Origin of the sequence: Pseudomonas sp. ok266 (assembly GCF_900110195.1) — a bacterium.
Lineage (GTDB): Bacteria > Pseudomonadota > Gammaproteobacteria > Pseudomonadales > Pseudomonadaceae > Aquipseudomonas > Aquipseudomonas neuropathica.
Genome location: NZ_FOCU01000002.1, coordinates 476,218 through 500,305, shown reverse-complemented (window position 1 = coordinate 500,305; position 24,088 = coordinate 476,218). Strand labels below are relative to the sequence as shown.

The following is a 24,088-nucleotide window of genomic DNA, read 5'->3' as shown; positions in this document are numbered from 1 at the left end:
TTTATGCCTCGGCCTGAGCTTGCGCCAGTGCCCGGGCATTCTGCAGACGGCGGGTGAGCAGCGCCACGCACACCACCAGCAAACCGCACAGGCTGATGACCATGGCCATCGGCACGGCGGTGCCGTCGTGCAACACCCCTACCAGCGCCGAAGCGCCGGCGGCGACACTGAATTGCATACAGCCGAGCAGCGCCGAAGCACTGCCGGCCCGTGCACCCTGCCCGTTCATCGCACAAGCGGCAGCATTGGGGCTGATGCAACCCAGGCTCGACACGCAGATGAACAGTGGAATCAGCAGCGGCCACAAGGATTCGGTGTGCATTGCGCTGACCGCGAGCAGCGTCAGCCCGGCGGCGAAGTAAACCCATACCGCCCGCGACAGCAGGAATGCCGGGCCGCGCTTGGCCAACATCCGCGCGTTGACCTGCGCCACCAAAATGAACCCCGCCGCGTTGGTGCCGAACAGCCAGCCGAAGTGCTCGGCCGGTACGCCGTAAAGTTTGATGAAAATGAACGGTGAACCCGCGATGTAAGCAAACATCCCGGCGATGGCGATGCCGCCGGTCAGGGCGTGGCCGAGGTAAACCCGGTCCTTGAGCAAGCGCCCGTACTGACGCAGCGCGCCGGACAACGGCTGACGCGGCATGTGCGCCGGCATACTTTCCGGCAGCCCCAGCGCCACGGCCAACCCGGCCAATGCGCTGAAGCCGGTCAGCACCAGGAAGATCGACTGCCAGCCTGTGGTGTTGACCAGCAGACCGCCGAGCATCGGCGCCAGAATCGGCGCCAGGCCCATCACCAGCATCAATTGCGAAAAGACTTTCGCCGAACCGACTGCATCGCACTTGTCGCTGACTACCGCCCGGGAAATCACCATCCCGGCACAGCCGCCCAGCGCCTGGACGAAACGCGCACCGATCAGCCATTCCAGGTTTGGCGCATAAGCGCAGGCCAGCGACGCCAAAGTGAACAGCGTCAGACCAACGAGCAACGGAATACGTCGGCCGAAGCGGTCCGCCACCGGGCCATAAGCCAGTTGGCCGATGGACAGACCGGCGAAATACGCCGCCAGCGTCATCTGCACGTGTTTCTCGTCAGTGCCGAACGCCAGCGCCATCGAGGGAAATGCAGGTAAATAGAAGTCGATCGCCAAGGGCCCGAAGGCGGTCAAGGCACCGAGAATCAGAATGGTACGGAAGTTCATCAGGCATCCAGGTTGGCAAGTCGGCAGCCCGACAGTCTAGCCGCGCCCGAACGCCTTGAACATTCCGATAGCTCGCTAACGATCAAATTCAGACGAGCTTCACCTCATATCCTTCCTCGCGGATCGCTTCGATGACCTGATCAGCACTCATGGCGCTTTCGACGCCGACCTCTTTAGCCGCCAGATCAACCCGCACACTGGCCGCTGGATCCCTGGCCTGCACGGCGTTGGTGATGGCTTTGACGCAGTGACCGCAGGACATGCCTTGAACGTTGAACACTTGCATGGAATGACTCCTTTGAGTGAGGTTGCCGGCAGTCTCGAGCTTGCCACGATGGCAAGGTCAAGTTCTTCAATAAACTGCCGGGCTGGCAATCGGCGTCGCGCTCGGCCAAGCTGCGTACATCAATGACTCGATTCAGGAGATTCAGCCATGCGCTGGTCAGCTTTCAGCCTGTTTGGCTTTCTCAGCCTCTTTGCCGCCGTCCCTCAAGTGCAAGCTGCTGGCGAGGATTATGCGGTGCTGATTATTTCCCGCGAGCGCCTGGAAGTGTCGACTTCTTGCGAGATCGGCGTGTACATCCAGGATCAGCTTTCGGCGCGGCTGCTGCAGGAGCAAAGCATTTCCTTCAACCTGCCGCCGGGCACTGTTTCGCTGCGCTTGAAGTTGCTGCCGGGACAGGTCGCCGGTTGTAACCCGGGGATGCTCGCGCCGGGGTCGCAGGAGATCAAATTGCATGCCGGTGATGTGCTGAAGTATCGGTTGGCGATGAATTCGGAAGGCGTCTACTTGAAGCGCGCCGATCTCGAATACTAAGTAAATCCCAATTGTGGGAGCGAGCCTGCTCGCGAATACGGCGTGTCATTCAGCGATGATGTTGACTGACCCGCCGCTTTCGCGAGCAGGCTCGCTCCCACAGTTGGTTTTGCGGCGCGTCAAATAATGGCGCTTGACCTTGCCCGCATGGCAAGGTTGATCCTTGTAGGCATCTACTACAGGGAGTACGACCAATGTCCGATTCCATCACTTTCGACCTGCCGATTGCCGGCATGACCTGCGCCAGTTGTGCCGGGCGTGTCGAGCGGGCCTTGAGCAAAGTCAGCGGCGCCAGTGCCGTCAGCGTCAACCTCGCCACCGAGCAGGCCCGTGTGCAGGCGCCCGGCGACAGTCTGCCGGCCTTGATGGCAGCAGTTGAGCGCGCCGGTTACAGCGTGCCGCAGCAGACTATCGAATTGAATATCGAAGGCATGACCTGCGCCTCCTGCGTCGGTCGCGTCGAACGTGCGCTGAACAAAGTGCCGGGCGTCAAAAGCGTCAGCGTGAACCTGGCCAACGAACGTGCGCATCTGGATTTGCTCGGCCAGGTCGACCCGCAAACGCTGCTTGAGGCCGTGAGCAAGGCCGGTTATTCGGCCAGCATCTGGCAAGCCGAACATCCACAAACCGATAACCAACAACAGCGCCTGAAACATGAACGCTGGGCGCTGATCTGCGCCATCGCCCTAGCCCTACCGTTGGTGGCGCCGATGTTGCTGCAACCGTTCGGCATCCACTGGATGCTGCCGGCCTGGGCGCAATTCGCCCTCGCCACGCCCGTGCAGTTCATTTTCGGTGCACGCTTTTATGTGGCGGCGTGGAAAGCCGTGCGTGCCGGCGCTGGCAACATGGACTTGCTGGTCGCCCTCGGCACCAGCGCCGGTTACGGCTTGAGCTTGTACGAATGGGCCACCGCCGCCGGGCGCATGCCGCATCTGTATTTCGAAGCGTCGGCGGTGGTCATTGCCTTGGTGCTGCTCGGCAAATACCTGGAGAGCCGCGCCAAACGCCAGACCGCCAGCGCCATCCGCGCGCTGGAAGCATTGCGTCCGGAACGGGCGATTCAAGTCATCGACGGTCGCGAGCAGGATGTCGCCATCAGCGCCTTGCGCCTGAACGATCTGGTGCTGGTCAAACCCGGCGAGCGTTTCCCGGTCGACGGCGAAGTCATCGAAGGCCAGAGCCACGCCGATGAAGCACTGATCAGCGGCGAAAGCCTGCCGGTACCGAAACAACCCGGAGACAAAGTCACCGGCGGCGCGATCAACGGTGAAGGCCGCTTGCTGGTGCGCACCCTGGCGCTCGGCGCAGAAACCGTGCTGGCGCGGATCATTCGTCTGGTTGAGGACGCTCAAGCCGCGAAAGCACCGATCCAGAAACTGGTGGATAAAGTCAGCCAGATCTTCGTGCCAACGGTGTTGCTGATCGCGTTGGTGACACTGATCGGCTGGTGGCTCTACGGCGCCCCCATGGAGACCGTGTTGATCAACGCCGTCGCGGTGCTGGTCATCGCCTGCCCTTGTGCGCTGGGCCTTGCCACGCCGACGGCGATCATGGCCGGCACCGGCGTGGCCGCGCGTCACGGCATTCTGATCAAGGACGCCGAAGCGCTGGAACGCGCCCATGAAGTCAGCAGTGTGGTGTTCGACAAAACCGGCACGCTGACCTCCGGCACGCCGCGCATTGCCCATTTCAGTGCAATGGATGGTGATGAAGACACGCTGCTGAAACTGGCAGGCGCCCTGCAACGCGGCAGTGAACATCCGTTGGCCAAAGCGGTACTCGATGCCGCAGCGGAACGAGGCCTGAACGTGCCGGATGTCAGCGACAGTCAATCGCTGACCGGTCGCGGCATTGCCGGCAATCTTGAAGGCCGGCGTCTGGCGCTGGGCAATCGGCGGATGCTCGAAGAAAGTGCTTTGAACGCGGGCAACCTGAGCGAATCTGCCCAGACTTGGGAAGCCGAGGGCCGCACCCTGTCGTGGTTAATCGAGCAAAGCCCGGAACCGAAAGTGCTCGGCTTGTTCGCCTTCGGTGACACCCTGAAACCCGGTGCACTGGAAGCCGTGCAGCAGCTCGCCGCCCGCGATATCCACAGCCATCTGCTGACCGGCGACAACCGTGGCAGTGCGCGCGTGGTCGCCGAGGCCCTCGGTATCAGCAATGTCCACGCCGAAGTGCTGCCAGCGGACAAAGCCGCGACCGTCACCGAGCTGAAAAAAACCGGCGTGGTCGCCATGGTCGGTGACGGCATCAACGACGCCCCGGCCCTCGCCGCTGCCGACATCGGTATCGCCATGGGTGGCGGCACCGACGTCGCCATGCACGCGGCGGGCATTACCCTGATGCGCGGCGATCCACGGTTGGTGCCGGCGGCACTGGAGATCAGTCGCAAGACTTATGCGAAGATCCGCCAGAACCTGTTCTGGGCCTTCGTCTATAACCTGATCGGCATTCCGCTGGCGGCGTTCGGCTTCCTCAATCCGGTGCTGGCCGGCGCGGCGATGGCGCTGTCGAGCGTCAGCGTGGTGAGCAATGCGCTACTGTTGAAAACCTGGAAACCCAAGGACCTGGAGGAACACCGATGAACATCGGCCAAGCGGCCAGACACAGTGGCCTGAGCGCGAAAATGATCCGCTATTACGAGTCGATCGGCCTGCTCAAAGCGGCGCATCGCACCGACAGCGGTTACCGGGTCTATGGCGACGATGATCTGCACACGCTGGCGTTTATCAAGCGCTCGCGGGATCTGGGCTTTTCGCTGGAGGAAGTCGGCAAACTGCTGACCCTCTGGCAGGATCGCCAACGGGCCAGCGCCGATGTGAAAGCATTGGCGCGCCAGCACATCGACGAGTTGAACCAGAAGATTCGCGAGCTCGGCGAATTACGCGACACCCTGCAAGACCTCGTCGAGCACTGCAACGGCGACCACCGCCCCGATTGCCCGATCCTCAAGGAGCTGGCGTCGGGCTGCTGCGCACAATCCGCCCGCGCTTGAGCGCCAGAACTTTCACCAGCAGCAACGTACTGAGCGGAATGCCGTGGAACAGCATGACCACGGCACCCGGCGTCCACCAAGCGTAGAACGGCGCGGCGATCAGCATGCCGATACCGAACCCGGTCATTTGCAGCAAAGTCAGTACGCTAAAGATCGGCAGGCGCAATTGCTCGGGTTCACGTTGCAGACGCGACATCAGCCCGACCTCGGAAAAACCGTCACCCAAGCCTGCCGGCAAGGAAAACAGCAACAGGGCATAGAGGTTGTGTTGCTGGAACATCAGGATAAAGCCGCAGGACATCAGCGCCACGCCAAAGAAAAACCGCCGTTCCAGATGGATGTTGTCCGAGCCTTTGAGACGGCTGGCGATTCGCGCACCGAGGAGCTTGCCGCTGGCCCACACTGCGAGCATCAGCCCCAGCGTGGTACTCGCCGACTCCGGCGTGAGCAGTCTGGAGATGATCGGAAAGCCGACGTTGTGCGCGGCGCTGCCCAAAGTGTCGGCCATGGTGACCGCGAGCATCGCGGCAATCACCGGCGCAGAACGCAGGCCTTGCTTGAGCGCTGTCCATTCGCCGCGTTCCGGTGCGTCGTTGACGGTTGCGGGTGCGAACCGCAGCGGCACAATCAATAACGCGGCCAGCAAATAGGTCAGCGCATTCAGTGCGAACACCGTTTCAAAACCAAACCCCGCGACCAGCAAACCTGAAACCAGGCTGCCGCCAACCATCGCAGCGGATGAGGCCGAAGTGATCCAGGCGTTGGCCTTGAGCAGTTGATCAGCGGGGACCAGACGCGGCAACTGGCTGTTGAGGCCGATGGCAAACATCGAATTGCCCAGGCCCAGACCGAAGGCGATCACCGGCAACAGCAAGGCCTGTTGGCTGACGGGCACGATCAACAACAGACCGAGCACGCTGGCGCGCAGCAGGTCGAAGGCGATCAGCGGTGCGCGTCCGCTGCAACGACGGTAAAACGCGGTGCCGATCAGACTGGCAAAAATCCCCCCGCCGACACGACTGGCGAGAAAGATCCCGACGCTTATTGCGCTGTTGCTCAGCAGGTAGACGTAGGTGGCCAGCGCGACCATGTTGAGGAAGGCGCCGAAATCGGAGATCAGTCGAGCGGTGACGATCAGGTGGGTGTTGCTCGGGGTGGTCACATTCAGTCCTTGAGTGTGGTTGGGGCGGTGGACAGTAGACTTGAATTTGCGTTGATCCGAAAGAGCCCTCACCCTAACCCTCTCCCATGGGGAGAGGGGACTGATTGGGGGATATTTGGGAGGTACACCGACCTGAACGTTTTTCGTTGAATCCATAATCGACTCGTTTTTTCAGGTCGATGTATGACGCAAGACACCTCGGTCGGCCCCCTCTCCCTCTGGGAGAGGGCTGGGCGGGCGGCGTTCCGATGAGGGGCTTCTGGGTTCCAAGGCTTCTGATTCAAACAAAAAACCCGGCCGAAGCCGGGTTTCTCATCAAGCAATCACTGCATCCACGGTGGTGGCGGTGGTTCGTCGGACTTGCCTTTCGGCTCGTCGTCCGCTGCACGGATGGCCTGCTTGCGTTCCTCGTCGAGGCGCGCCGCTTCGATCTCGCGCAATACCCCGCCAACGTCGGCCAGGTCTTCCGGATCATCGAACTCACCGGTGAGCACACTGTTCGGGTGCAGGGTGCCGGCTTCGTACAACGCCCACATTTCCTTGGCGTATTTGGTCAGCTTCAACTCCGGGGCAAAGCGTCCGAAGTAGGAAGCCATGTTGCCAACGTCGCGCTCCAGCATGCTGAACGCGTGGTTGTTGCCGGCAGCGTCGACAGCTTGCGGCAGGTCGATGATGACCGGGCCGGTTGGCGTCAGCAGCACGTTGAACTCCGAGAGGTCACCGTGCACCAGACCGGTACACAACATCAGCACGATCTGCGAAATCAGGAACGCGTGATACTCGCGCGCCTGATCCGGCTCCAGCACCACGTCATTGAGACGCGGCGCGGCATCGCCGAACTCATCGGCCACCAGTTCCATCAACAGCACGCCGTCGAGGAAGTCGTAGGGTTTGGGCACCCGCACACCGGCGCCGGCCAGACGGAACAGCGCCGCCACTTCGGCGTTCTGCCAGGCATCTTCGGTCTCTTTGCGACCGAACTTGGAGCCTTTTGCCATTGCGCGAGCCTGTCGGCTGTTGCGCACCTTGCGGCCCTCCTGATACTCGGCCGCCTGGCGGAAACTGCGTTTGTTCGCCTCCTTGTAGACCTTTGCGCAACGTAACTGATTGCCGCAGCGCACCACATAAACAGCTGCTTCTTTGCCACTCATCAGTGGGCGCAGCACCTCGTCGACCAGACCGTCCTCGATCAGGGGTTCAATGCGTTTTGGAGTCTTCATCAGCTTTTATTGTGGGTCCTTTATTACCAAACACGCGAATGTCACTCGTTATACGGCAATCCTCGCATCACGGGGAGGGGTTGCCGACCTGTGAACGTTGAGAATGCACACACTGTGCCGGATTAAACAGGGCCAACTCTGCGCTCGCGCATCGACCGAGGGGAATCATAGCCGAGGCTGTTGTACTTGTTGGTACATGTCTTCAAGGGCATTTGCGACAGAATCTGACATCCGGCTGATGCCCCTTCGGCAGATTTTTGCAAAGTCGCCTCAATTTCCCTGTTTTGCAGCCGAAGCCCTCAATGACAGAGGGATTTGTCCGGCAATCGTTCCACAACAATCAGCGATGCCGCGCTCGGGGATACGAGTGATCCACAACGTTTTCGGCTGCCAATAAACCACAAGTCATCTGCACTGCGTGGGCCTACAAGAAAATCTGGAGCGCGGATGAACATCAAACAGAAATTGACGTGGGCGTTTGCAATCATCGCCTGCTTGCCGGTGGTGCTGGTCGCAACGCTGGTGGTGATGAACTTGCGCAGCGATGCCCGGGACAGTTTTGTCGACAGCAGCGGTCGCGAAATCCGTCAGGTCAGCAATGCCATGCAGCTGTTTTTTGATGGCATCAGCCAGAACGTCGATTACCTGGCGTCGCAGCCGCTGATCAAAAACACCGACGACAGCCTCAAGACCTACATGAGCGCCAACGCCGAATCCATCCCGCAAGGCGAGATGGACAAAAAGGTCTTCGCGTTCCTCCAGGACCTGGGCAACGCCCACCCGGCTTACGCCTACGCCATCGTTGGCACCGCCGCCGGTGGTTATGTGTCGTGGCCGGACGACCCCAAGCTCAATAACTACGATCCGCGTCAGCGTCCCTGGTACAAGGCCGCCCAAGCCAAACCGGGTAAACCATTCCGTACCGCCGCCTATTACTGGGCACAGGACGATGCGACCTACGTCAGCACCGTGCGCACCATCGACAACAAACTCGGCAGCAACGGCGGCGTGGTCAGCATCGACGTGACGCTCAAGCAGCTCACCGAGATCGTCAAACAGATCAAGCTGGGCGAAACCGGCTACCTGATGCTCCTGGAAAACAGCGGCACGGTGCTGGTCGATCCGAAACAGCCGGAACACAACTTCAAGCCGCTGGACAGCCTCGGCGAAGGCTATGCGCAGCTGGCCAAGGCCGGCAAAGGCCTGGTCGAAGTCGAGCTTAACGGTGAGCGCTACATGGCCAACGTCTGGCCATCGGAGCAATTGGGCTGGACCTTCGTCGGCCTGATCAAGCAGAGCGATGTGATGAGCTCGGCCACGCAACTGACCTGGCTGATCGCGATCATCGCCGCCGTGCTGGCCGTGCTGTTCGCCGTGGTTGGCGCCAGTTTCGCCACCCTCATCGTGCGGCCGATCCGCAGCGTCGCCAGTGGCCTGGAAGGCATTGCGCAGGGCGAAGGCGACCTGACCAAAAACCTCGACATCCGTGGCAATGATGAAACCGCGCAACTGGCCAACTGGTTCAATCAGTTCCTCACCGCGATCCGCAGCCTGATCCAGCACATCGGCGGCGCCGCCGGGAAAATCCTCGCGACCTCGCAGAGTTCGACCCGCGTCTCAAGCGACATGGCCGAAGCCGCCGGGCGTCAGCGTGAAGCGGTCGACATGGTCTCGACCGCGTTCCACGAAATGGTCGCCACCGCTAACGAAGTCGCGCGCTCGTGCAGTCAGGCGGCTGACTCCGCCGACAGCGGCCAGCGTCAGGCCCGCCAAGGCCAGCAACAGATTGATGCGGCGGTGCACAGCGTCGATCAACTGAGCCAGGAGCTGGAGCAATCGGCGCAGTCAATGCAACAACTGGAGCGCGACAGCAACGATATCCAGTCGATCCTCGGCACCATCCGCTCCATCGCCGAACAGACCAACCTGCTGGCGCTCAACGCCGCCATCGAAGCAGCCCGCGCCGGTGAACAGGGGCGCGGTTTTGCCGTGGTGGCGGATGAGGTGCGCGCACTGGCCAAACGCACGGCGGATTCGACGGCAGAGATCGATGGCTTGCTCGGCAATCTGGCCAAGCGCACCAGTCAGGTCACACAACAGATGCACGCCAGCCTGCAGGTCTCGCAGCAGTCGGTGACGCGTATCGGCGAGGCGCGCGAAAGCTTCGGGCAGATCCGCGAATCGGTGGACGTGATTCGTGACATGAACACGCAAATCGCTACCGCTGCTGAAGAACAGCATCAGGTGGCTGAGGACATCAACCGGCACATCAGCCAGATCCACGGTGATGCGCAGTTGGTGGCAGAACTGGCCAACTCGGCGCGTCTGGATTCGCAGAGTCTGGCGGGATTATCGAATGAGTTGGATGGGTTGGTCAGACGGTTTCGTACCTGAACCTCAACAGCCACCCTCACCCCAGCCCTCTCCCCGAGGGAGAGGGGGCTGACCGAGGTGTCTGGCGTTATACATCGACCTGAAATACCGCGTCGATTATGGACTGGCCGAATTCTCCAAATCGGTTCGATTCTGGATTCAGCACAACTCTCTCAGGTCGGCGCACCTTTGAAGCATCCCCCAATCGGTCCCCTCTCCCTCTGGGCGGTCCGACGTTTCGGGAGGGTTAGGGCGAGGGGCTCTTTCAGCGTCAGCGTTCGATGATGGCGGTGACGCCCTGCCCACCCGCCGCGCAAATCGATATCAACCCCCTGCCCTTCCCCGCTGCGTCCAGCAACTTCGCCAGGTTCGCGACGATACGCCCACCGGTCGCCGCAAACGGATGCCCGGCCGCCAGCGAACTGCCCTTCACATTCAGCCGGCTACGATCAATCGAACCCAAGGGCGCATCAAGGCCCAGACGGGTTTTGCAGTATTCGGGATCTTCCCAGGCCTTCAACGTGCACAGCACTTGCGCCGCGAACGCTTCATGAATTTCGTAGTAGTCAAAATCCTGCAAGGTCAGCCCGTTGCGTGCCAGCAACCGTGGCACGGCATACACCGGCGCCATCAGCAGCCCTTCGGCGCCGTTGACGAAATCCACTGCCGCCGCTTCGCCATCGCGCAGGTACGCGAGGATCGGCAAGCCGCGTTCCTTCGCCCACTCTTCACTGCCGAGCAGCACCACAGACGCGCCATCGGTCAGCGGCGTGGAGTTGCCTGCCGTCAACGTGCCTTTCGCGCTTTTTTCGAAGGCGGGTTTCAGCGTCGCGAGTTTTTCCAGGGTCAGGTCCGGGCGCAGATTGTTGTCGCGGGTCAGACCAAGGAACGGTGTCATCAGGTCGTTGTGCCAACCCTCGCTATAGGACGCAGCGAGTTTGTGGTGGCTTTCGAGGGCCAGTTGATCCTGATCTTCACGCGGGATGTTCCAGGTCTGCGCCATCAGTTCGCAGTGCTGCCCCATCGACAGGCCGGTGCGCGGTTCACCGTTACGCGGAAATTCCGGGATCAGGTGTTGCGGCCGCAACTGCAGAAAGGTTTTCAGCTTGTCGCCGGTGGTCTTGGCGCGGTTGGCTTGCAAGAGGATTCTGCGCAGGCCTTCGCTGACACTGATCGGCGCGTCCGAGGTGGTGTCGACGCCACCGGCGATGCCGCTCTCGATCTGGCCGAGGGCGATCTTGTTCGCCACCAGGATCGCCGCTTCCAGGCCAGTGCCGCAGGCTTGCTGAATGTCGTAGGCGGGCGTCGCCGGGGACAGACGCGAGCCGAGCACACATTCACGGGTCAGATTCATATCTCGTGACAATTTCAGCACTGCGCCCGCCACCACTTCGCCAATGCGCTGGCCGTGCAGGTTGTAGCGTTCGATCAGGCCTTCGAGGGCGGCGGTGAGCATCGCCTGATTACTCGCCGTGGCGTACGGCCCGTTGGAACGGGCGAAGGGAATGCGGTTACCGCCGATGATCGCGACGCGGCGCAGCTGACTCATGAATAACTCCTTTTCCGAAGGTTTGAATTCACGCCGATCCCCTGTAGGAGTGAGCCTGCTCGCGATAGCGGTGGGTCAGATAAACATTTCTTGACTGATACACCGCTATCGCGAGCAGGCTCACTCCTACAGGGGTCAGCTGTGTTTCTGACTGTGGGTTCGGCAACACAAACGCCGGGGGCAAACTACTCTGCTGTTCTAGCGTAGGCCTTATTGCGTGGATCGAACGATTGATTGCCATCGGTAGTCCACACTTTGAACCCCAACTTCTGGAGAGCGTTCCATGTCTGACCGCTATATCGACTTCGCCAACTCGTCCATCGGCCATCGCCTGGTCGGGGCGCTGGGCCTGCCGTCGCCGGTGCGGCTGGAACGCTGGCAGGCCGGGCGCCTGCGGCCGGTGGAAGGGGCGCTGCTGATCGGCGGCGGGCCACTGGCGGAGCGCGTCAGTGCCTTCGCCAACCGTTTGACCGACGGCATCTACCGTTACGGCGAACAACCGGCAACCGCTACCGAATGGATTCCCGGCCACGGCCCGAAACTCAAAGCCGTGGTGTTCGACGCCAGCGAGTTGCTGCATACCGACCAGCTCAAGCAACTGCGCGAATTCTTCCAGCCGTTGATGAAGAATCTTGAGCACAGCGCCCATCTGGTGATCCTTGGCCGTGCCCCGGAAACCCTCAGAGATCCGTTTGCTGCCAGTGCGCAACGAGCGCTGGAAGGGTTTTCCCGTTCGCTGGCCAAGGAATTGCGCAGCGGCGGCACGCTGCAATTGATCTACGTCGGTGAGGGCGCCGAAGATCAACTGGAAGGCCCGCTGCGGTTTTTCCTCTCGCCGAAAAGTGCGTTCGTGTCCGGGCAGGTGATTCGCCTGACAGCTTGTGCGACGCCAGTGACTGACTGGACCCGGCCGCTGGCCGGACGCAAGGCGCTGGTCACTGGTGCGGCTCGCGGTATCGGCGCATCGATTGCCGAAACCCTGGCGCGCGACGGCGCCGAGGTGATCCTGCTCGACGTGCCGCCGGCGAAGACCGATCTGGAAGCCCTTGCCGCCCGCCTCGGCGGCCGCGCGATTACCCTGGATATCTGCGCCGCCGACGCCGCCACGCAATTGATCGAACAACTGCCTGACGGCCTCGATATTCTGGTGCACAACGCCGGCATCACCCGCGACAAAACCCTGGCCAATATGACCCCGGAATTCTGGGACGCGGTGCTGGCGGTCAACCTCAACGCACCGCAAGTGCTGACCCAGGCCCTGCTCGACAGCGGCACGCTGCGCGACAACGCGCGGGTGATTCTGCTGGCCTCGATCAGCGGCATTGCCGGCAATCGCGGGCAAACCAACTACGCCGCGAGCAAGGCCGGGCTGATTGGTCTTGCGCAAGCCTGGGCGCCTACGCTGCTGGAACGTGGGATCAGCATCAATGCCGTCGCCCCCGGTTTTATCGAGACGCAAATGACTGCACACATTCCGTTTGGCCTGCGTGAGGCGGGCCGACGCATGAGTTCGCTCGGTCAGGGCGGTTTACCGCAAGACGTCGCCGAAGCCGTCGCGTGGCTGGCGCAACCGGGCACCGGAGCATTCACCGGGCAGGCGCTGCGGGTCTGCGGACAAAGCGTTCTGGGGGCTTAGGCATGAGCATCGAATGGCATACGCTGGATCGCGAACCGAGCCTGCCTGGGCTCTACGCACGGGCGGCGACGCGACGGAAAATCACCGGCACCCAATTACCCGACAGCGGCCTGCGCTGTTGGGTCGATGTCGATGGCCAACGCCTGGCGGGCTATCGCAAGGTCTGCGGATTCGTCGATGACGGTCTGTTGCCGCCGACCTATCCGCACATCCTCGCCTTTGCATTGCAGATGCAATTGCTCACCGCCAAAGCCTTTCCGTTCCCGCTGCTGGGGCTGATTCATCTGAGCAACCGCATTCGCGTGTTGCGCCCGATGGGCGGGATCGGTCGGGCGCAGGTCAGCGTGCGCGTGACGAATCTGCAAGCGCATCCCAAAGGTGCGACGTTCGATCTGCTGACCACCCTGGATGATCAGCTCGGGCCGCTGTGGGAAGCGGAAAGCCAGATGCTCTGTCGCGGTGTGAAACTTGAGGGCGAGCCGGCCGAGCAGACCTGGGAGCCGTCGCAATCGCTGGTGGAGGTGGCGCGCTGGAAAGCCCCGGTCGATATCGGTCGGCAATACGCCAAAGTGTCCGGCGACTACAACCCGATTCACCTGAGTGCGGCCAGTGCCAGGCTGTTTGGCTTTCCAACAGCGATCGCCCATGGTTTGTGGAACAAGGCGCGGACCCTCGCGGCGCTGAACGATCATTTGCCCAAGGCCAACCTTGAGATCGCCGTGCACTTTCGCAAACCGGTGCGCCTGCCCAGTGAGGTGACCCTGCTGGCGAGTGCGGCGGGGTCCAGTGGTGAGTTGCGGCTGATCGGTGCGCAAGACCTGGAGCATATGGTCGGGCAGTGGCAACCGATTGCCTGAGCACGCGGGATACCGTTAATTGTGTGTATATAACTTAAGTTTTCGCCGTCCTTCCGCCTTCCGCTGAAAAAACCAGGGCCTTGATTATCAAGGCCTTTTTTTGTCCGGCTATATCCTGGGTATTAGTCCTTAGGCGCTGAACTTCACCTTATATATAAAGGCGTTAATACCAACTTGAGAATGGCCTGAAACCTGCCCCTGGACTGAGATTGAGCACAACGGGCGAAGGCATCACCGACAACAGATCGGCGAGCCATCGAAGACAACGAACGTTGTGACAGGTGCAAGGAATCTCAATCATGAAAACTCAAGATGTGTGGTGCAAATCGGCAATCGCTCTGGCATTGATTCTCTCCTTCGGCCTCGCCGGCTGCAGCAGCGGCGGTGGCGGCCATCACAGCAGCTCCGGCAGTTCTGCGGCGGACGGCACCGCTGGCACTGGCGGCACCTCGGGTACTGGCGGTACGGGCGGCAGCGGTGATACTGCAGGCACAGGCGGAACCGGCGGGACCGGGAACACAGGTGGTACTGGCGGAACCGGTGGCACCGATCCGACCAATCCAACCAACCCGACAGACCCAACGGATCCGACCAACCCGACCAATCCGACCACCACACCGCTGGTAACCACCACCCTGGTGCAGGATGTCGGTAAGACCGTCGCGGGTGTCGGCGATGGCGTTGGCCAGATCGGCGACTCGCTGAGCACCGTACCGGTGGTCGGTGGTGTGGTGCAGAGTGCGGCCAACACCGCAGGCAATGTTGTCAGCACCTTGGGTGATGGCGTCGCCAATGGCGTAGGCAAACTGGCCACCGACCCTAATGGCCTGACCACCACCGTTGCCTCGGTTGGCGGTGTAGTGACGGATGTTGGCAACGGCGTCTCCGACCTCAGCGCCAAGCTGTCCACTGCGACGGGCAGCGTACCGGTGGTGGGCGGTGTGGTGACCAAAGTCGCGCCGCTGCTTGATGGTGTCGGCGAGAAAGTCACCATGCTCGGCAATACCCTCGACACCACGCTGACCAGCGGCCCGACCAGCCAATTGACGAACAAACTCGGCGGTAGTCTGGTGCCAGTGATTGCGATGGTTGAAAGCACCACGGACAAACTCGGCGCGACCACAGGTCTTGGCGATCCACTCAAAGGCGTGGTTGCGCAAGTCGGTGGTGCGGTGAACACACTGGGCGGCAATGTTACCGATGCGGGTAACGGCAACGCCTTGACCAATACGCTCGGTGGCGCCTTGAGCAATACCGGCACCGCAGTCGGCAAGGCCGGTGGTCTGGTGTCTAACGGCACTGGTTCGGGTACCGGTGGAGTGGGTGGCGGTTTGGGCGGTGGCCTCGGCGGCACCGGTTTGCTGCAAACCGTTGGCGGCGCCGTGGTCAACGTCGGCGCGGGCCTGAATGCCGGCAATACCAATGGCGTGGTCAGCGCAGGCGGCGTTACCGCTGTCGGTCTCGGTAATACCGTCGCTTCGCTCAACACCGTGCTTGGCGGTTCGGGCACTCCGATCACTGCTACGACTTCACCGCTGGCCACGGTTGGCGCCACATTGGGCGCAGGCCTGAACCCGGTCACCAGTGGCGTTACCAACGTGACTCAGCAACTCGGCGCCGCTACCGGTATCGGCTCACCTGTTGCAGGTCTCACCGGCCAGGTGGGCGGCGCGGTCAGCAGTATCGGCGGCAGTATTGCTGCGACCAACAACCCGGTCACCACCGCAGTCGGTGGTCTGGTCAGCAACGTCGGCGGCACCGTCTCCGCCGTCGGTGGCCTGGTTAACGGCGGTACCAGCGGGGGGACCACCAGTGGCGGTCTGGGCGGTGTACTCGGTGGTCTGACTGGCACCCTGGGAGGCAACAAACGCTAAATTGCACCTGGCCGATTCGACGGCCTCACCTACAGCGCCTACGCTTGGTTGAGGGCGGAAGATTCCCACGAGTCTTCCGCTTTTTTCTTAGGAGAATTCAGCCCAGTGCTGTGATCTGACCATGGAGTGTCCTATGCGCGTAATGGCATCCCTGCTGTTCCTCAGTCTCAGTTCCGCCGCCCTCGCCGACACCCTGCCCAGCTTTCTCAACAGCAACGAAACCATCCGCAATCTGCCGGTGCCGAACCTGCCGGCCGACGCCTATCGCCCAAGCGCCACGCCCGTGCAGGTGCCGGACGCTGGTGCCGCCGCTGCGCAACCGCTGTTGATGGACACCAAGATCAAACTGCAAACCGTGCAGATCGAAGGCGGCACCCTCTATCCGCTCAACGAACTCGCCGAAATCTATAAGCCCCTGATCGGCCGGCAAGCCACGCTCGCCGAGCTGATCGAAGCCACGCGCAACATCACCCGACGCTATCAGCAGGACGGTTACCTGCTGTCCTACGCGTTCTTGCCGCAGCAAAATTTCAATGACGGCGTAGCGCGCGTGGTGCTGGTGGAAGGCTACGTCCGCGATATCCAGATCCAGGGCGATGTCGGCCGGGTCAAAGCGCTGCTCGACAAACTGGCGGCGAAGATTCAGACCGAGCGGCCGCTGACCCGCAAGACGTTCGAGCGCTACACCACGCTGATGACGCGCATTCCCGGGGTGACGATCCAGGCCCAGGTGCCACCGCCCGGCACCACCGACGGCGCCACAACGCTGGTGGCCCAGGCCAGTCGCAAACCCTTCACCAGTACGCTGAGCACCACCGAAGACAACCGCAACGGCACCCAGGCCCTGCTCGGTGTCAGCAGCAATTCGCAGACCGCGATGGGCGAGCAACTGACCCTCAGCGGCCTGTTTCCACCGGGTGACGATCACGAACATTACTACCGGCTCGACTACAACCAGTTCCTCAATGACGAGGGCGCACAACTGGCGCTGTCGGCTTCACGCTACCGTGCTGACCCCGGCACCAATGTCCTGCTCGACAATGGCCTGCAACTCAAACCGCACCGCGAAAACGACCGCTACTCGATCGGTTTCACCCTGCCGCTGATTGCCGCTTCCAACGAACTGCTGACGGCCGGTTCAAGGCTTTACGCGGTCAACGACAAGACCCGCTACAAGGTGATCGGCTTCCCGCTGAGTGTCGAAGAACGCACCGACATCCGCGCCCTCGCCTTCGAGAGCGACTGGCGCAAGGCCGATGCCCGCCAGTTGCGGATCCTCAGCGGCGGCGTGTACCAGGGCCTCGACAGCATGGGCGCGAAAACCAACAACAACGCCATCGACCTCGACTTCTTTCGCCTGCGCCTGTCTGGCGTACAGAGCGACAAGTTCCTCGACAATTGGCAAGGGGTGCTGTCGGCCGCGCTGTACTGGAGCGACGACACCCTGCCCGACAGCGAACGCGCGGTGTTCGGCGGGCAGAACTTCGGTCGCGGTTATCCCGACGATCAAGCGTCCGGCGACAAGGGCTGGGGCGTGGCGTACGAGGTCAACTACAGCTTCAACCGCGACGGCAACTGGGTGCGCATCCTGCAACCGTATGTCGTACTCGATCGCTCGCGCAGTTGGTTCAATGAATTGCCGGTGCGGGCCAACAATCTGTCATCGGCGGCGATCGGGCTACGGTTTGGCGATGCCAAGTACTACAACATTGCGCTGGAAGCGGCGAAGGCGATGTCGGATGAAGCGCTGGACACGTTCAATCGCAAGCCCAGGTACAGCATCAGTTTCAGTTACCAGTTGTAAGCTGAAACACCAAGAGGCTTCGGCAGCGGCGGGTGGAGTGTACAAACGGCAGAACTGGGTCGGATTGCAGGCAGCCTTCGCGAGCAGGCTCACTCCTACAATTGGATTGAGTGCATTCAGTTAGAAATTGGCCGGCTGTCAGGCCGCCATCGCGAGCAGGCTCATTCCTACAGTTGGATTGAGTGCATTCAGTTAGAAACTGGCCGGCTGTCAGGCCGCTTTCGCAGGAACGCCGTCCGCAGCAAACTCGCCCCCACAGAAAAGCCAAAGCAAAACAGCGCACACCGCGCACACCGCACACCGCGCACCGCTACCGCTCCTCACCACTCAACAGGATGAGCGTTAGCTCGGCTGCAGCTCTTGATCTTGATTCACCGGCCGCGTCGGCAGGCTGAGTGGAGGGATTGATCCGGGAGTGGGAGCGCAGCGACCGTTTGGCGAAGCCAAACACAGCGAGAGGAGGTGCAGCGAAGCAAACCGTAGGCGCTGCGCCCGGATCGATCCCGGAGCGAAGGAACCCCGAGCCTCAGCGAGTGGGCCGAACGTTGCGGCAAGCCTTTTTGGGTACTTTTTCGGCGTCTGGAAAAAGTGCCTCGCCGTAAGGGCGAAACCGCCAGCTGCATCACCCAAAAAAACGGATATTCACCCAAAACACCCAAAGCACGGTCGGCCCAGAGGCCGCCGAGTTCAACCTCAGCCAACCTGAACCTTAGGCTTGGGAAACAAATTATCCAGAGTCTCCAACAACCTGACGTAATAAATCGGCTTGCGAAACAGATCCACCACCTGCAATCGCAACAGGTCACTGACATCTTCCATATCCGCATGCCCCGACATCACAATCACCGGCAAATGCTGCCGAGAAGTATGCTCACGCAAGCGCTTGATCAACGACATCCCGGACTCCTCCGGCATGCGCAAATCAGTAATCACCAGCGCGATATCGGGATGGCGAGTCAGATGATGCAACGCCAGCTTCACCGACGTCGCCGTATGACAGACAAACCCCTCCCCCTCGAGCAACTCCGCCAGCTCCAGCAACGCGTCCTCTTCATCGTCAACCAGAAGCAACTGTTGGCGCGGCAGCGAGGAAGCAGTCATGGGCAATCCCTGAAAACTGAAAGTGAACCCGAGTGTAGCCCGACATCAGCCGGGCATTGAGCTTCGTTCAACTCAGGGTGTCGCGGGTGGCGTCTGCACCGTCGATCCGCCCAACGCGACCAACAGATTATCGAACATGATTAACACTCGGCCACCCACAGGCGTAACGAACACAATGACCACCACAGCGACCATCGCCACCACAATCGCATACTCGATGGCCGATGCAGCGTCATCATCGGCCAGGAAACTGCGGGCACGAATCATCAGATATTCAAAAAGCATCGCAGCTCTCCTCCGTCATCAGGGTCGGGTCACGGTTTGGCCGCCAAGTCCGGTCAAGATGCTGTTGAAGTAGAACAACACTCGATTACCGAGGGGGGTCACAAATGCCACAACCACAACGGCCACCATCGCCACCACGATCGCGTACTCGATAGCCGATGCCGCCTCCTCGTTTCTGAACAACAGACGCACTCTGGCCATCAAGTAATCAACAATCATCTGGAACATACGTCCACTCCTTCGCGCCTCTGGCGCCGATGTCGCACTACAGCGGCAAGGTTCCACCGTGCCATTTGAGCATTGTCAACAAACCCCCACCCAACAACTGTAAGAACGGATTAACCGGAAAGTATTAATCCAATCGTGTTTTTGCCATCGGCTGCTGTTAATTGGCCAAGACTCATACTTTCGTGAGTTATTTTCCTGTCAGTAATGGCGTTTTGGCTTGGATCAGCTAGCGTGGAAATAGCGAAATAGTTGCATGTTCATAGCTGCCGGATTGGGAACTTCTCTCGTTAGCAATAGCAGTGGGTAGTGCAGCAGGAAAGGGAGAGCCGTCATGAACAGTCGCGTCACCATGGGCCTTGCAGCCATCCTGTTATTGGGAGCCATTTTTGTCGGTTACTGGGGACTGGTACTCAGTCGTCAACCAGCGCCCGTCGCCGTCGCCCCCGTCGCCCCAACTGTCACTGTTGAAAAAACTGTCGCGATCGCCGAAGACCAGACCCGCCAACCCGTGGTGGTGCTGCTGCACGATGTGCCACCCTTCACTGCGCTGACCGCCGCCGATGTAGCGGTGGAAAAACTGCGCAGTGCACCGGCGGGCAGCTTGAGCACTGTCGATCAGGCCATTGGCCGCACACCTTGGCGGCACCTCAGCGCCGGCACCTGGCTGAACGATGAAAGCTTCACCGCCGGCGGTTCACTGGCACGCATGATTCACAGTGACGAACGCGCGCTCACCGTGGCTGTTGACGAAGTGATCGGTGCCGCCGGGCAACTGATTCCCGGCGATTACGTCGATGTCTTGCTCTACTTGCGCCAGGATTCCAGCAACCTCGAACAGTCGGCACAGATCGTTTTACCGGCCATGCGTGTGCTGGGTGTCGGCGATCAATACGGCCTGACCAACGACGGCCAACCCGCCTCGCCGGCCCTGAGCGCCGAGGAAAAACTCAAACAGGATCAACGCCGCATCGCCGCGCGCACCGTGGTGCTGGCAGTGCCGGAACAACTGCTCAGCCGACTGATGCTGGCAACGCAAGTCGGCACCTTGCGTCTGGCCGTACGCAGCAGTGAAGAACAACGTCTGGCCAAATACTGGGCTGGAGAAACTCAGGCGCCGGCACATCTGAACAATGCCAACAGCCAACTCTTCCAGTTCACCCAACTGGCCTTGGGCGCTGGACCGAAAGCGCCTACCGGCGGCGGTTCCGGTGCGGCCCCGAGGCCTGCCGTGGAAATCATTCGCGGCAACCAGATCACCCAACAAAACCCATGACTGCGCAAGGATCCAAGGGCATGCAGAGTCGTTTCAGGCCGACATTCAAACCCATGCTGCGCGCCCTGTTACTGATGGGCCTGTCGATGGACGCTGCGTTCGCGGCAGTCGGCAATTGTTCGGCACTGGGGCGCATGCCGCCAGTGATCGAAATCGGCGAAGGGTTTCAGCAGGACGTGCAGTCCCCCGTGGCGATCACGCGTCTGGCGATTGGCGACCCGAAAATCGCCGATGTCCACGCCAACGGCAGCTCGTCCTTTCTGCTCACCGGTGTTGCACCCGGCGCCACCAGCCTGATGGTCTGGACGTCGTGTTCGAGCGAGCCGCGCCAGAGCATGGTCTTTGTTCAGGGCGCCGCCACTGCCGCGCTGAACAGCAGTCTGCCGTCGGATGATCCGAACCTGCCGTCGCAAGTGCAGACCGATATTCGGTTCGTCGAAGTCAGCCGCACCAAACTCAAGCAAGCCACCGCCTCGCTAATCGGCACGCGCGGCAACTTCCTGTTCGGTTCGCCCGGCACCCTTCCGCCGATTGACGGGGTGCCGCAGCCACGCCTGCCGGTGGACAACTCGCTGTTCAACTTCTCGTGGATCGGCGGCAAGACCATGGCAATCATCAACGCGCTGGAAACCAGCGGCTTCGCCTACACCCTCGCGCGGCCGAGCCTGGTCGCGCTGAACGGGCAAAGCGCAAGCTTTCTGGCCGGCGGTGAAATTCCGATTCCGGTGCCCAGTTCCGGCAGCGACAGCGTGTCGATCGAGTACAAGGAATTCGGCATCCGCCTGACCCTGACGCCGACCATCATCGGTCGCGACCGCATCGCGTTGAAGGTCGCCCCGGAAGTCAGCGAACTAGACTTCAGTAACGCCGTACAGATCGCCGGCACCACCGTGCCGGCGCTGACTATCCGCCGCACCGACACCAGCGTGTCGCTTGGCGACGGCGAGAGTTTCGTCATCAGTGGCTTGATCAGCACCACCAATAGCTCGCAGGTGAACAAGTTTCCCGGCCTCGGTGACATCCCGGTGCTCGGCGCATTTTTCAAAGGCTCGCAGATCAAGCGCGAAGAGCGCGAACTGCTGATGATCGTCACCCCGCACCTGGTGCAGCCATTGGCCGCCGATGCCCAACTGCCGTCGTTGCCCGGGGAAAAACTGCGCAATTACGACCCGAATTTCTACCGCATGTTTTTTCTTGAGAACGGCAATTTCGACAAGCGCAGCGGGTTATCCCAATGAGCCAGAGCCTGAGCCAGACCTTTCTCGCCATCACCCGCAACAGCACCGATCTGGAGTGGCTGCAGGGCGCGCTCGCGCCGCTCGGCCAAGTGGTCAGCGCCGGTGGCGGCAGCCTGGATGAGTTGCTGGCGCTGGTGGATGTCACCTTTGCCAGCCTGGTGTTCGTCGGCCTGGATCGCGAACACGTGGTCGCCCAGAGCGCGTTGATCGAAGGCGCGCTGGAGGCCAAACCGATGCTGGCGATCGTGGCCCTCGGCGACGGCATGGACAATCAGCTGGTGCTCAATGCCATGCGCGCCGGGGCCCGGGATTTTGTCGCCTACGGTTCGCGCTCCAGTGAAGTCGCCGGGCTGGTGCGGCGCTTGAGTAAACGCCTGCCGCCCGTGGCACCGAACACGCAACTCGGCGGCCTCACGGTCATGTATGGCGTGCAGAGCAGTTCCGATGGCGCGCTGTTGGCCAACCACATGGCGCTGGTGGTGCAAAAGAGCGGTCAGCAAACCTTGCTGCTCGATCTCGGTCTGCCGCGCGGTGACAGCCTCGCCCTGCTCGGGCTGGAAAGTTCGTTTCACTTTGGCGATGCCCTGCGTCACTTGCGCCGGCTCGACGCCACGCTGATCGACAGCGCCTTCACCAGCGCCGAAGCCGGCCTGCGCATTCTCGCCTACGCCAGCAACGATGAGCCGCTGGAAAACACCAGCGCCGCCGAGCTGTACATGTTGCTCAGCGCCCTGCGCCAGCACTTCCAGCATATCGTCGTGAACCTCACCGGGCAGACTGACAGCGAGGCGTTGCGCACCTTTGTCAGCCATTGCGACAAGTTGCTCTGGTACACCGACCAGAACGTACTCAACTGCCGACGCAACCTCGCGGTGCTCAATCTGTGGCGGGAAAAAGGCATGAAGCTCGACCACGGGCGGCTGCTGATCGACCGTTACTTGAGCAACGTTGCGCCCAATTCGGAAACCCTCGGCAAGACCTTCAATCTGGAGGTGATCGCCACGCTGGCCCTCACTCCAGAAGTGCGCCTGAACGCAAAAAACCAGGGCGTCAGCCTGTTCGAACTGGCCCCGCGCGAAAAACTTACCCAGAGCCTGCGCGCCCTCGGTGAGCGCCTGGCCAAACGTTCCGAGGGTCTGGCCAAGCCCAAAGTCACCTGGTTCGACCGCTTGCGAGGCACCTCATGAGCGCAGAAAAACTCTTCGGCGCTGCGCCCCGTAGCAGCGGCGGCAACAGCGATCACGAAGGCCTGAAACTGGTCCTGCATCGCTACATCATCGACGCCCTCGAAGAGTCGGGCAAAAACCTGCTGGAAGGTTCTCGTCAGCAACTCGCACAGTTCGTCACCGACAAGGTCGCCGAGTACATCGCCCGTTTGCATCTGGCGATTTCCCGCTACGAGATGGAGCGGCTGGCCGAAGAGATCGTCGACGAACTCACCGGTTTCGGTCCGCTGGAGGTGTTGCTGCGCGATCATTCGGTGACCGAGATTCTGGTCAACGGCCCGCATCGGGTATTCATCGAACGCGACGGTGTGCTGCACCAGAGTGACCTGCGGTTTATCGATGCGCATCACGTCGAACGCGTGATGCAGCGCATCCTTGCACCGCTCGGACGGCGCCTCGACGAGTCCTCACCGATGGTCGACGCACGCCTGCCCGATGGCAGCCGGGTCAATGCGATCATTCCGCCGATTGCCCTCGACGGCCCCTGCCTGTCGATCCGCAAATTCCGCAAGGACATGCTTAAAAGCAGCGACCTGATCGCCATGCAAACCGTCGACCTGTCGATCTTCGAGTTTTTCCAGGATGCCGTCGGCAAGCGCTGCAACATCCTGATCAGCGGCGGCACCGGCACCGGCAAGACCACGCTGCTGAACATTCTCAGCCAGTTGATCAACCCGCACGAACGTCTGGTGACCATCGAAGACGTCGCCGAATTGCAGCTCGGCCACCCCCACGTGGTGCGCCTGGAAACCCGTCCGCCGAATGCCGAAGGCCACGGTGAAGTGAAGGCCAGCGACCTGATCCGCAATGCCCTGCGGATGCGCCCCGACCGGATCATCCTCGGCGAGATTCGTGGCGTCGAAGTGGTCGATGTACTCACGGCGATGAACACCGGTCACGACGGCTCGATGAGCACCGTGCACGCCAACAACGCCCAGGATGCCCTGCTGCGCCTGGAAACGCTGGTCGGTCTGACGGGCCGTTCCATCGCCGAACGCACCCTGCGCCAGATGATCTGCGCGGCCCTCGACGTGATCATCCAGTTGACGCGCATGCCTGACGGGCGCCGTTGCGTCAGCGAGGTCGTGGAAGTGGTCGGCATTCGCGAAGACGTTTACGTCACCAATACTCTGTTCCGCCTCGACCGCCGCAGCGGTTTCGGTTTCCTGCGCGAAGCCGTCAATCCGGCCGGCGACAAGCTGCGCCACGAGACACATCTGGGCTGACGGCAAGGAGCATCGAG

General features: G+C 61.3%; 20 protein-coding genes and 1 pseudogene. 13 read left to right on the top strand and 8 right to left on the bottom strand.

Annotated elements, in window-relative coordinates; translation table 11 throughout:
* Position 1 precedes the first annotated feature (1 nt).
* Both BMY54_RS05675 and BMY54_RS05670 read right to left on the bottom strand, forming a co-directional pair.
* Positions 2–1,204 carry a multidrug effflux MFS transporter gene (locus tag BMY54_RS05675; RefSeq protein WP_093430290.1) on the bottom strand — a complete coding sequence of 401 codons (1,203 nt, stop codon included), beginning with the start codon at positions 1,202–1,204 and terminating at the stop codon, positions 2–4.
* Between the two features lie 88 nt (positions 1,205–1,292).
* Positions 1,293–1,490, bottom strand: coding sequence for a cation transporter (locus BMY54_RS05670; protein ID WP_038360680.1), 198 nt, complete (start codon positions 1,488–1,490; stop codon positions 1,293–1,295).
* 147 nt (positions 1,491–1,637) lie between these two features.
* Between BMY54_RS05670 and BMY54_RS05665 the strand changes: the two genes are divergently transcribed.
* The 3 genes from BMY54_RS05665 to cueR all read left to right on the top strand — a co-directional run bounded on the left by BMY54_RS05665 (position 1,638) and on the right by cueR (position 5,019).
* Positions 1,638–2,021 carry a hypothetical protein gene (locus BMY54_RS05665; protein ID WP_093430287.1) on the top strand — a complete coding sequence of 128 codons (384 nt, stop codon included), beginning with the start codon at positions 1,638–1,640 and terminating at the stop codon, positions 2,019–2,021.
* A 194-nt stretch (positions 2,022–2,215) separates the two neighbouring features.
* Complete coding sequence (cueA, locus tag BMY54_RS05660) at positions 2,216–4,609, top strand: copper resistance metal-translocating P1-type ATPase CueA (protein ID WP_093430286.1); 2,394 nt, start codon at positions 2,216–2,218, stop codon at positions 4,607–4,609.
* Entirely contained in the window at positions 4,606–5,019 is a 414-nt protein-coding gene (cueR, locus tag BMY54_RS05655; RefSeq protein WP_093430285.1) for a Cu(I)-responsive transcriptional regulator, read from the top strand. The genes cueA and cueR overlap by 4 nt, the downstream gene beginning before the upstream one ends.
* Here the strand turns inward: cueR and BMY54_RS05650 are convergent.
* Both BMY54_RS05650 and BMY54_RS05645 read right to left on the bottom strand, forming a co-directional pair.
* Positions 4,973–6,181 carry an MFS transporter gene (locus BMY54_RS05650; RefSeq protein ID WP_093430284.1) on the bottom strand — a complete coding sequence of 403 codons (1,209 nt, stop codon included), beginning with the start codon at positions 6,179–6,181 and terminating at the stop codon, positions 4,973–4,975. The genes cueR and BMY54_RS05650 overlap by 47 nt on opposite strands.
* 323 nt (positions 6,182–6,504) lie before the next feature.
* Entirely contained in the window at positions 6,505–7,401 is an 897-nt protein-coding gene (locus BMY54_RS05645) for a PA4780 family RIO1-like protein kinase (RefSeq protein ID WP_007914672.1), read from the bottom strand.
* 447 nt (positions 7,402–7,848) lie between these two features.
* Here BMY54_RS05645 and BMY54_RS31225 point away from each other — a divergent pair.
* Positions 7,849–8,937, top strand: a pseudogene (locus BMY54_RS31225) (cache domain-containing protein); the annotation flags it as partial.
* Between the two features lie 90 nt (positions 8,938–9,027).
* Positions 9,028–9,795, top strand: a complete 768-nt coding sequence (locus BMY54_RS31220) for a methyl-accepting chemotaxis protein (protein WP_371748302.1) — start codon at positions 9,028–9,030, stop codon at positions 9,793–9,795.
* Between the two features lie 250 nt (positions 9,796–10,045).
* On the opposite strand, the gene BMY54_RS05635 is transcribed toward BMY54_RS31220, so the two are convergent.
* Positions 10,046–11,323: an acetyl-CoA C-acetyltransferase gene (locus tag BMY54_RS05635; protein ID WP_093430282.1), complete on the bottom strand. Its 1,278-nt coding sequence runs from the start codon at positions 11,321–11,323 to the stop codon at positions 10,046–10,048.
* 283 nt (positions 11,324–11,606) lie between these two features.
* Between BMY54_RS05635 and BMY54_RS05630 the strand changes: the two genes are divergently transcribed.
* The 4 genes from BMY54_RS05630 to BMY54_RS05615 all read left to right on the top strand — a co-directional run bounded on the left by BMY54_RS05630 (position 11,607) and on the right by BMY54_RS05615 (position 17,494).
* Entirely contained in the window at positions 11,607–12,959 is a 1,353-nt protein-coding gene (locus BMY54_RS05630) for a 3-oxoacyl-ACP reductase (RefSeq protein ID WP_093430281.1), read from the top strand.
* Between the two features lie 2 nt (positions 12,960–12,961).
* Positions 12,962–13,816, top strand: a complete 855-nt coding sequence (locus tag BMY54_RS05625) for a MaoC family dehydratase (protein WP_093430280.1) — start codon at positions 12,962–12,964, stop codon at positions 13,814–13,816.
* A gap of 299 nt (positions 13,817–14,115) precedes the next feature.
* Positions 14,116–15,690 carry a collagen-like triple helix repeat-containing protein gene (locus BMY54_RS05620; RefSeq protein WP_093430279.1) on the top strand — a complete coding sequence of 525 codons (1,575 nt, stop codon included), beginning with the start codon at positions 14,116–14,118 and terminating at the stop codon, positions 15,688–15,690.
* A gap of 133 nt (positions 15,691–15,823) precedes the next feature.
* Positions 15,824–17,494, top strand: coding sequence for a ShlB/FhaC/HecB family hemolysin secretion/activation protein (locus BMY54_RS05615; protein ID WP_093430278.1), 1,671 nt, complete (start codon positions 15,824–15,826; stop codon positions 17,492–17,494).
* A gap of 693 nt (positions 17,495–18,187) precedes the next feature.
* On the opposite strand, the gene BMY54_RS05610 is transcribed toward BMY54_RS05615, so the two are convergent.
* From BMY54_RS05610 to BMY54_RS05600, 3 genes are all read right to left on the bottom strand, one after another.
* Positions 18,188–18,595 (bottom strand): response regulator, encoded by a 408-nt coding sequence (locus BMY54_RS05610; protein WP_093430277.1) that lies wholly within the window; start codon positions 18,593–18,595, stop codon positions 18,188–18,190.
* Positions 18,596–18,667: 72 nt separating this feature from the next.
* Positions 18,668–18,880, bottom strand: coding sequence for a Flp family type IVb pilin (locus BMY54_RS05605; protein WP_093430276.1), 213 nt, complete (start codon positions 18,878–18,880; stop codon positions 18,668–18,670).
* A gap of 18 nt (positions 18,881–18,898) precedes the next feature.
* The gene (locus tag BMY54_RS05600) at positions 18,899–19,108 is read right to left on the bottom strand and encodes a Flp family type IVb pilin (protein WP_175559555.1); all 210 of its coding nucleotides are present in this window, start codon (positions 19,106–19,108) and stop codon (positions 18,899–18,901) included.
* 331 nt (positions 19,109–19,439) lie between these two features.
* Between BMY54_RS05600 and cpaB the strand changes: the two genes are divergently transcribed.
* The 4 genes from cpaB to BMY54_RS05580 are packed head-to-tail and all read left to right on the top strand — an operon-like array spanning position 19,440 to position 24,071.
* A complete protein-coding gene (cpaB, locus tag BMY54_RS05595; protein ID WP_093430275.1) occupies positions 19,440–20,381 on the top strand; it encodes a Flp pilus assembly protein CpaB in 942 nt (313 codons plus the stop codon).
* Positions 20,382–20,401: 20 nt separating this feature from the next.
* Positions 20,402–21,619 (top strand): type II and III secretion system protein family protein, encoded by a 1,218-nt coding sequence (locus BMY54_RS05590; protein ID WP_093430274.1) that lies wholly within the window; start codon positions 20,402–20,404, stop codon positions 21,617–21,619.
* A complete protein-coding gene (locus tag BMY54_RS05585) occupies positions 21,616–22,806 on the top strand; it encodes a CpaE/TadZ family protein (RefSeq protein ID WP_093430273.1) in 1,191 nt (396 codons plus the stop codon). The genes BMY54_RS05590 and BMY54_RS05585 overlap by 4 nt, the downstream gene beginning before the upstream one ends.
* Positions 22,803–24,071: a TadA family conjugal transfer-associated ATPase gene (locus BMY54_RS05580; protein WP_093430272.1), complete on the top strand. Its 1,269-nt coding sequence runs from the start codon at positions 22,803–22,805 to the stop codon at positions 24,069–24,071. Before BMY54_RS05585 ends, BMY54_RS05580 begins: the two co-directional genes overlap by 4 nt.
* Positions 24,072–24,088: the final 17 nt, after the last annotated feature.

Excerpts from the sequence above, each read along its gene's own strand:
- BMY54_RS05615 (WP_093430278.1), top strand. The coding sequence starts at position 15,824 with ATGCGCGTAATGGCATCCCTGCTGTTCCTCAGTCTCAGTTCCGCCGCC.
- BMY54_RS05585 (WP_093430273.1), top strand. The coding sequence starts at position 21,616 with ATGAGCCAGAGCCTGAGCCAGACCTTTCTCGCCATCACCCGCAACAGC.
- BMY54_RS05645 (WP_007914672.1), bottom strand. The coding sequence starts at position 7,401 with ATGAAGACTCCAAAACGCATTGAACCCCTGATCGAGGACGGTCTGGTC.
- cpaB (WP_093430275.1), top strand. The coding sequence starts at position 19,440 with ATGAACAGTCGCGTCACCATGGGCCTTGCAGCCATCCTGTTATTGGGA.
- BMY54_RS05670 (WP_038360680.1), bottom strand. The coding sequence starts at position 1,490 with ATGCAAGTGTTCAACGTTCAAGGCATGTCCTGCGGTCACTGCGTCAAA.
- BMY54_RS05580 (WP_093430272.1), top strand. The coding sequence starts at position 22,803 with ATGAGCGCAGAAAAACTCTTCGGCGCTGCGCCCCGTAGCAGCGGCGGC.
- cueA (WP_093430286.1), top strand. The coding sequence starts at position 2,216 with ATGTCCGATTCCATCACTTTCGACCTGCCGATTGCCGGCATGACCTGC.
- BMY54_RS05605 (WP_093430276.1), bottom strand. The coding sequence starts at position 18,880 with ATGCTTTTTGAATATCTGATGATTCGTGCCCGCAGTTTCCTGGCCGAT.
- BMY54_RS05620 (WP_093430279.1), top strand. The coding sequence starts at position 14,116 with ATGAAAACTCAAGATGTGTGGTGCAAATCGGCAATCGCTCTGGCATTG.
- BMY54_RS05630 (WP_093430281.1), top strand. The coding sequence starts at position 11,607 with ATGTCTGACCGCTATATCGACTTCGCCAACTCGTCCATCGGCCATCGC.
- BMY54_RS05590 (WP_093430274.1), top strand. The coding sequence starts at position 20,402 with ATGCAGAGTCGTTTCAGGCCGACATTCAAACCCATGCTGCGCGCCCTG.
- BMY54_RS05600 (WP_175559555.1), bottom strand. The coding sequence starts at position 19,108 with ATGTTCCAGATGATTGTTGATTACTTGATGGCCAGAGTGCGTCTGTTG.
- BMY54_RS05675 (WP_093430290.1), bottom strand. The coding sequence starts at position 1,204 with ATGAACTTCCGTACCATTCTGATTCTCGGTGCCTTGACCGCCTTCGGG.
- BMY54_RS31220 (WP_371748302.1), top strand. The coding sequence starts at position 9,028 with ATGGCCGAAGCCGCCGGGCGTCAGCGTGAAGCGGTCGACATGGTCTCG.
- cueR (WP_093430285.1), top strand. The coding sequence starts at position 4,606 with ATGAACATCGGCCAAGCGGCCAGACACAGTGGCCTGAGCGCGAAAATG.
- BMY54_RS05635 (WP_093430282.1), bottom strand. The coding sequence starts at position 11,323 with ATGAGTCAGCTGCGCCGCGTCGCGATCATCGGCGGTAACCGCATTCCC.
- BMY54_RS05610 (WP_093430277.1), bottom strand. The coding sequence starts at position 18,595 with ATGACTGCTTCCTCGCTGCCGCGCCAACAGTTGCTTCTGGTTGACGAT.
- BMY54_RS05625 (WP_093430280.1), top strand. The coding sequence starts at position 12,962 with ATGAGCATCGAATGGCATACGCTGGATCGCGAACCGAGCCTGCCTGGG.
- BMY54_RS05665 (WP_093430287.1), top strand. The coding sequence starts at position 1,638 with ATGCGCTGGTCAGCTTTCAGCCTGTTTGGCTTTCTCAGCCTCTTTGCC.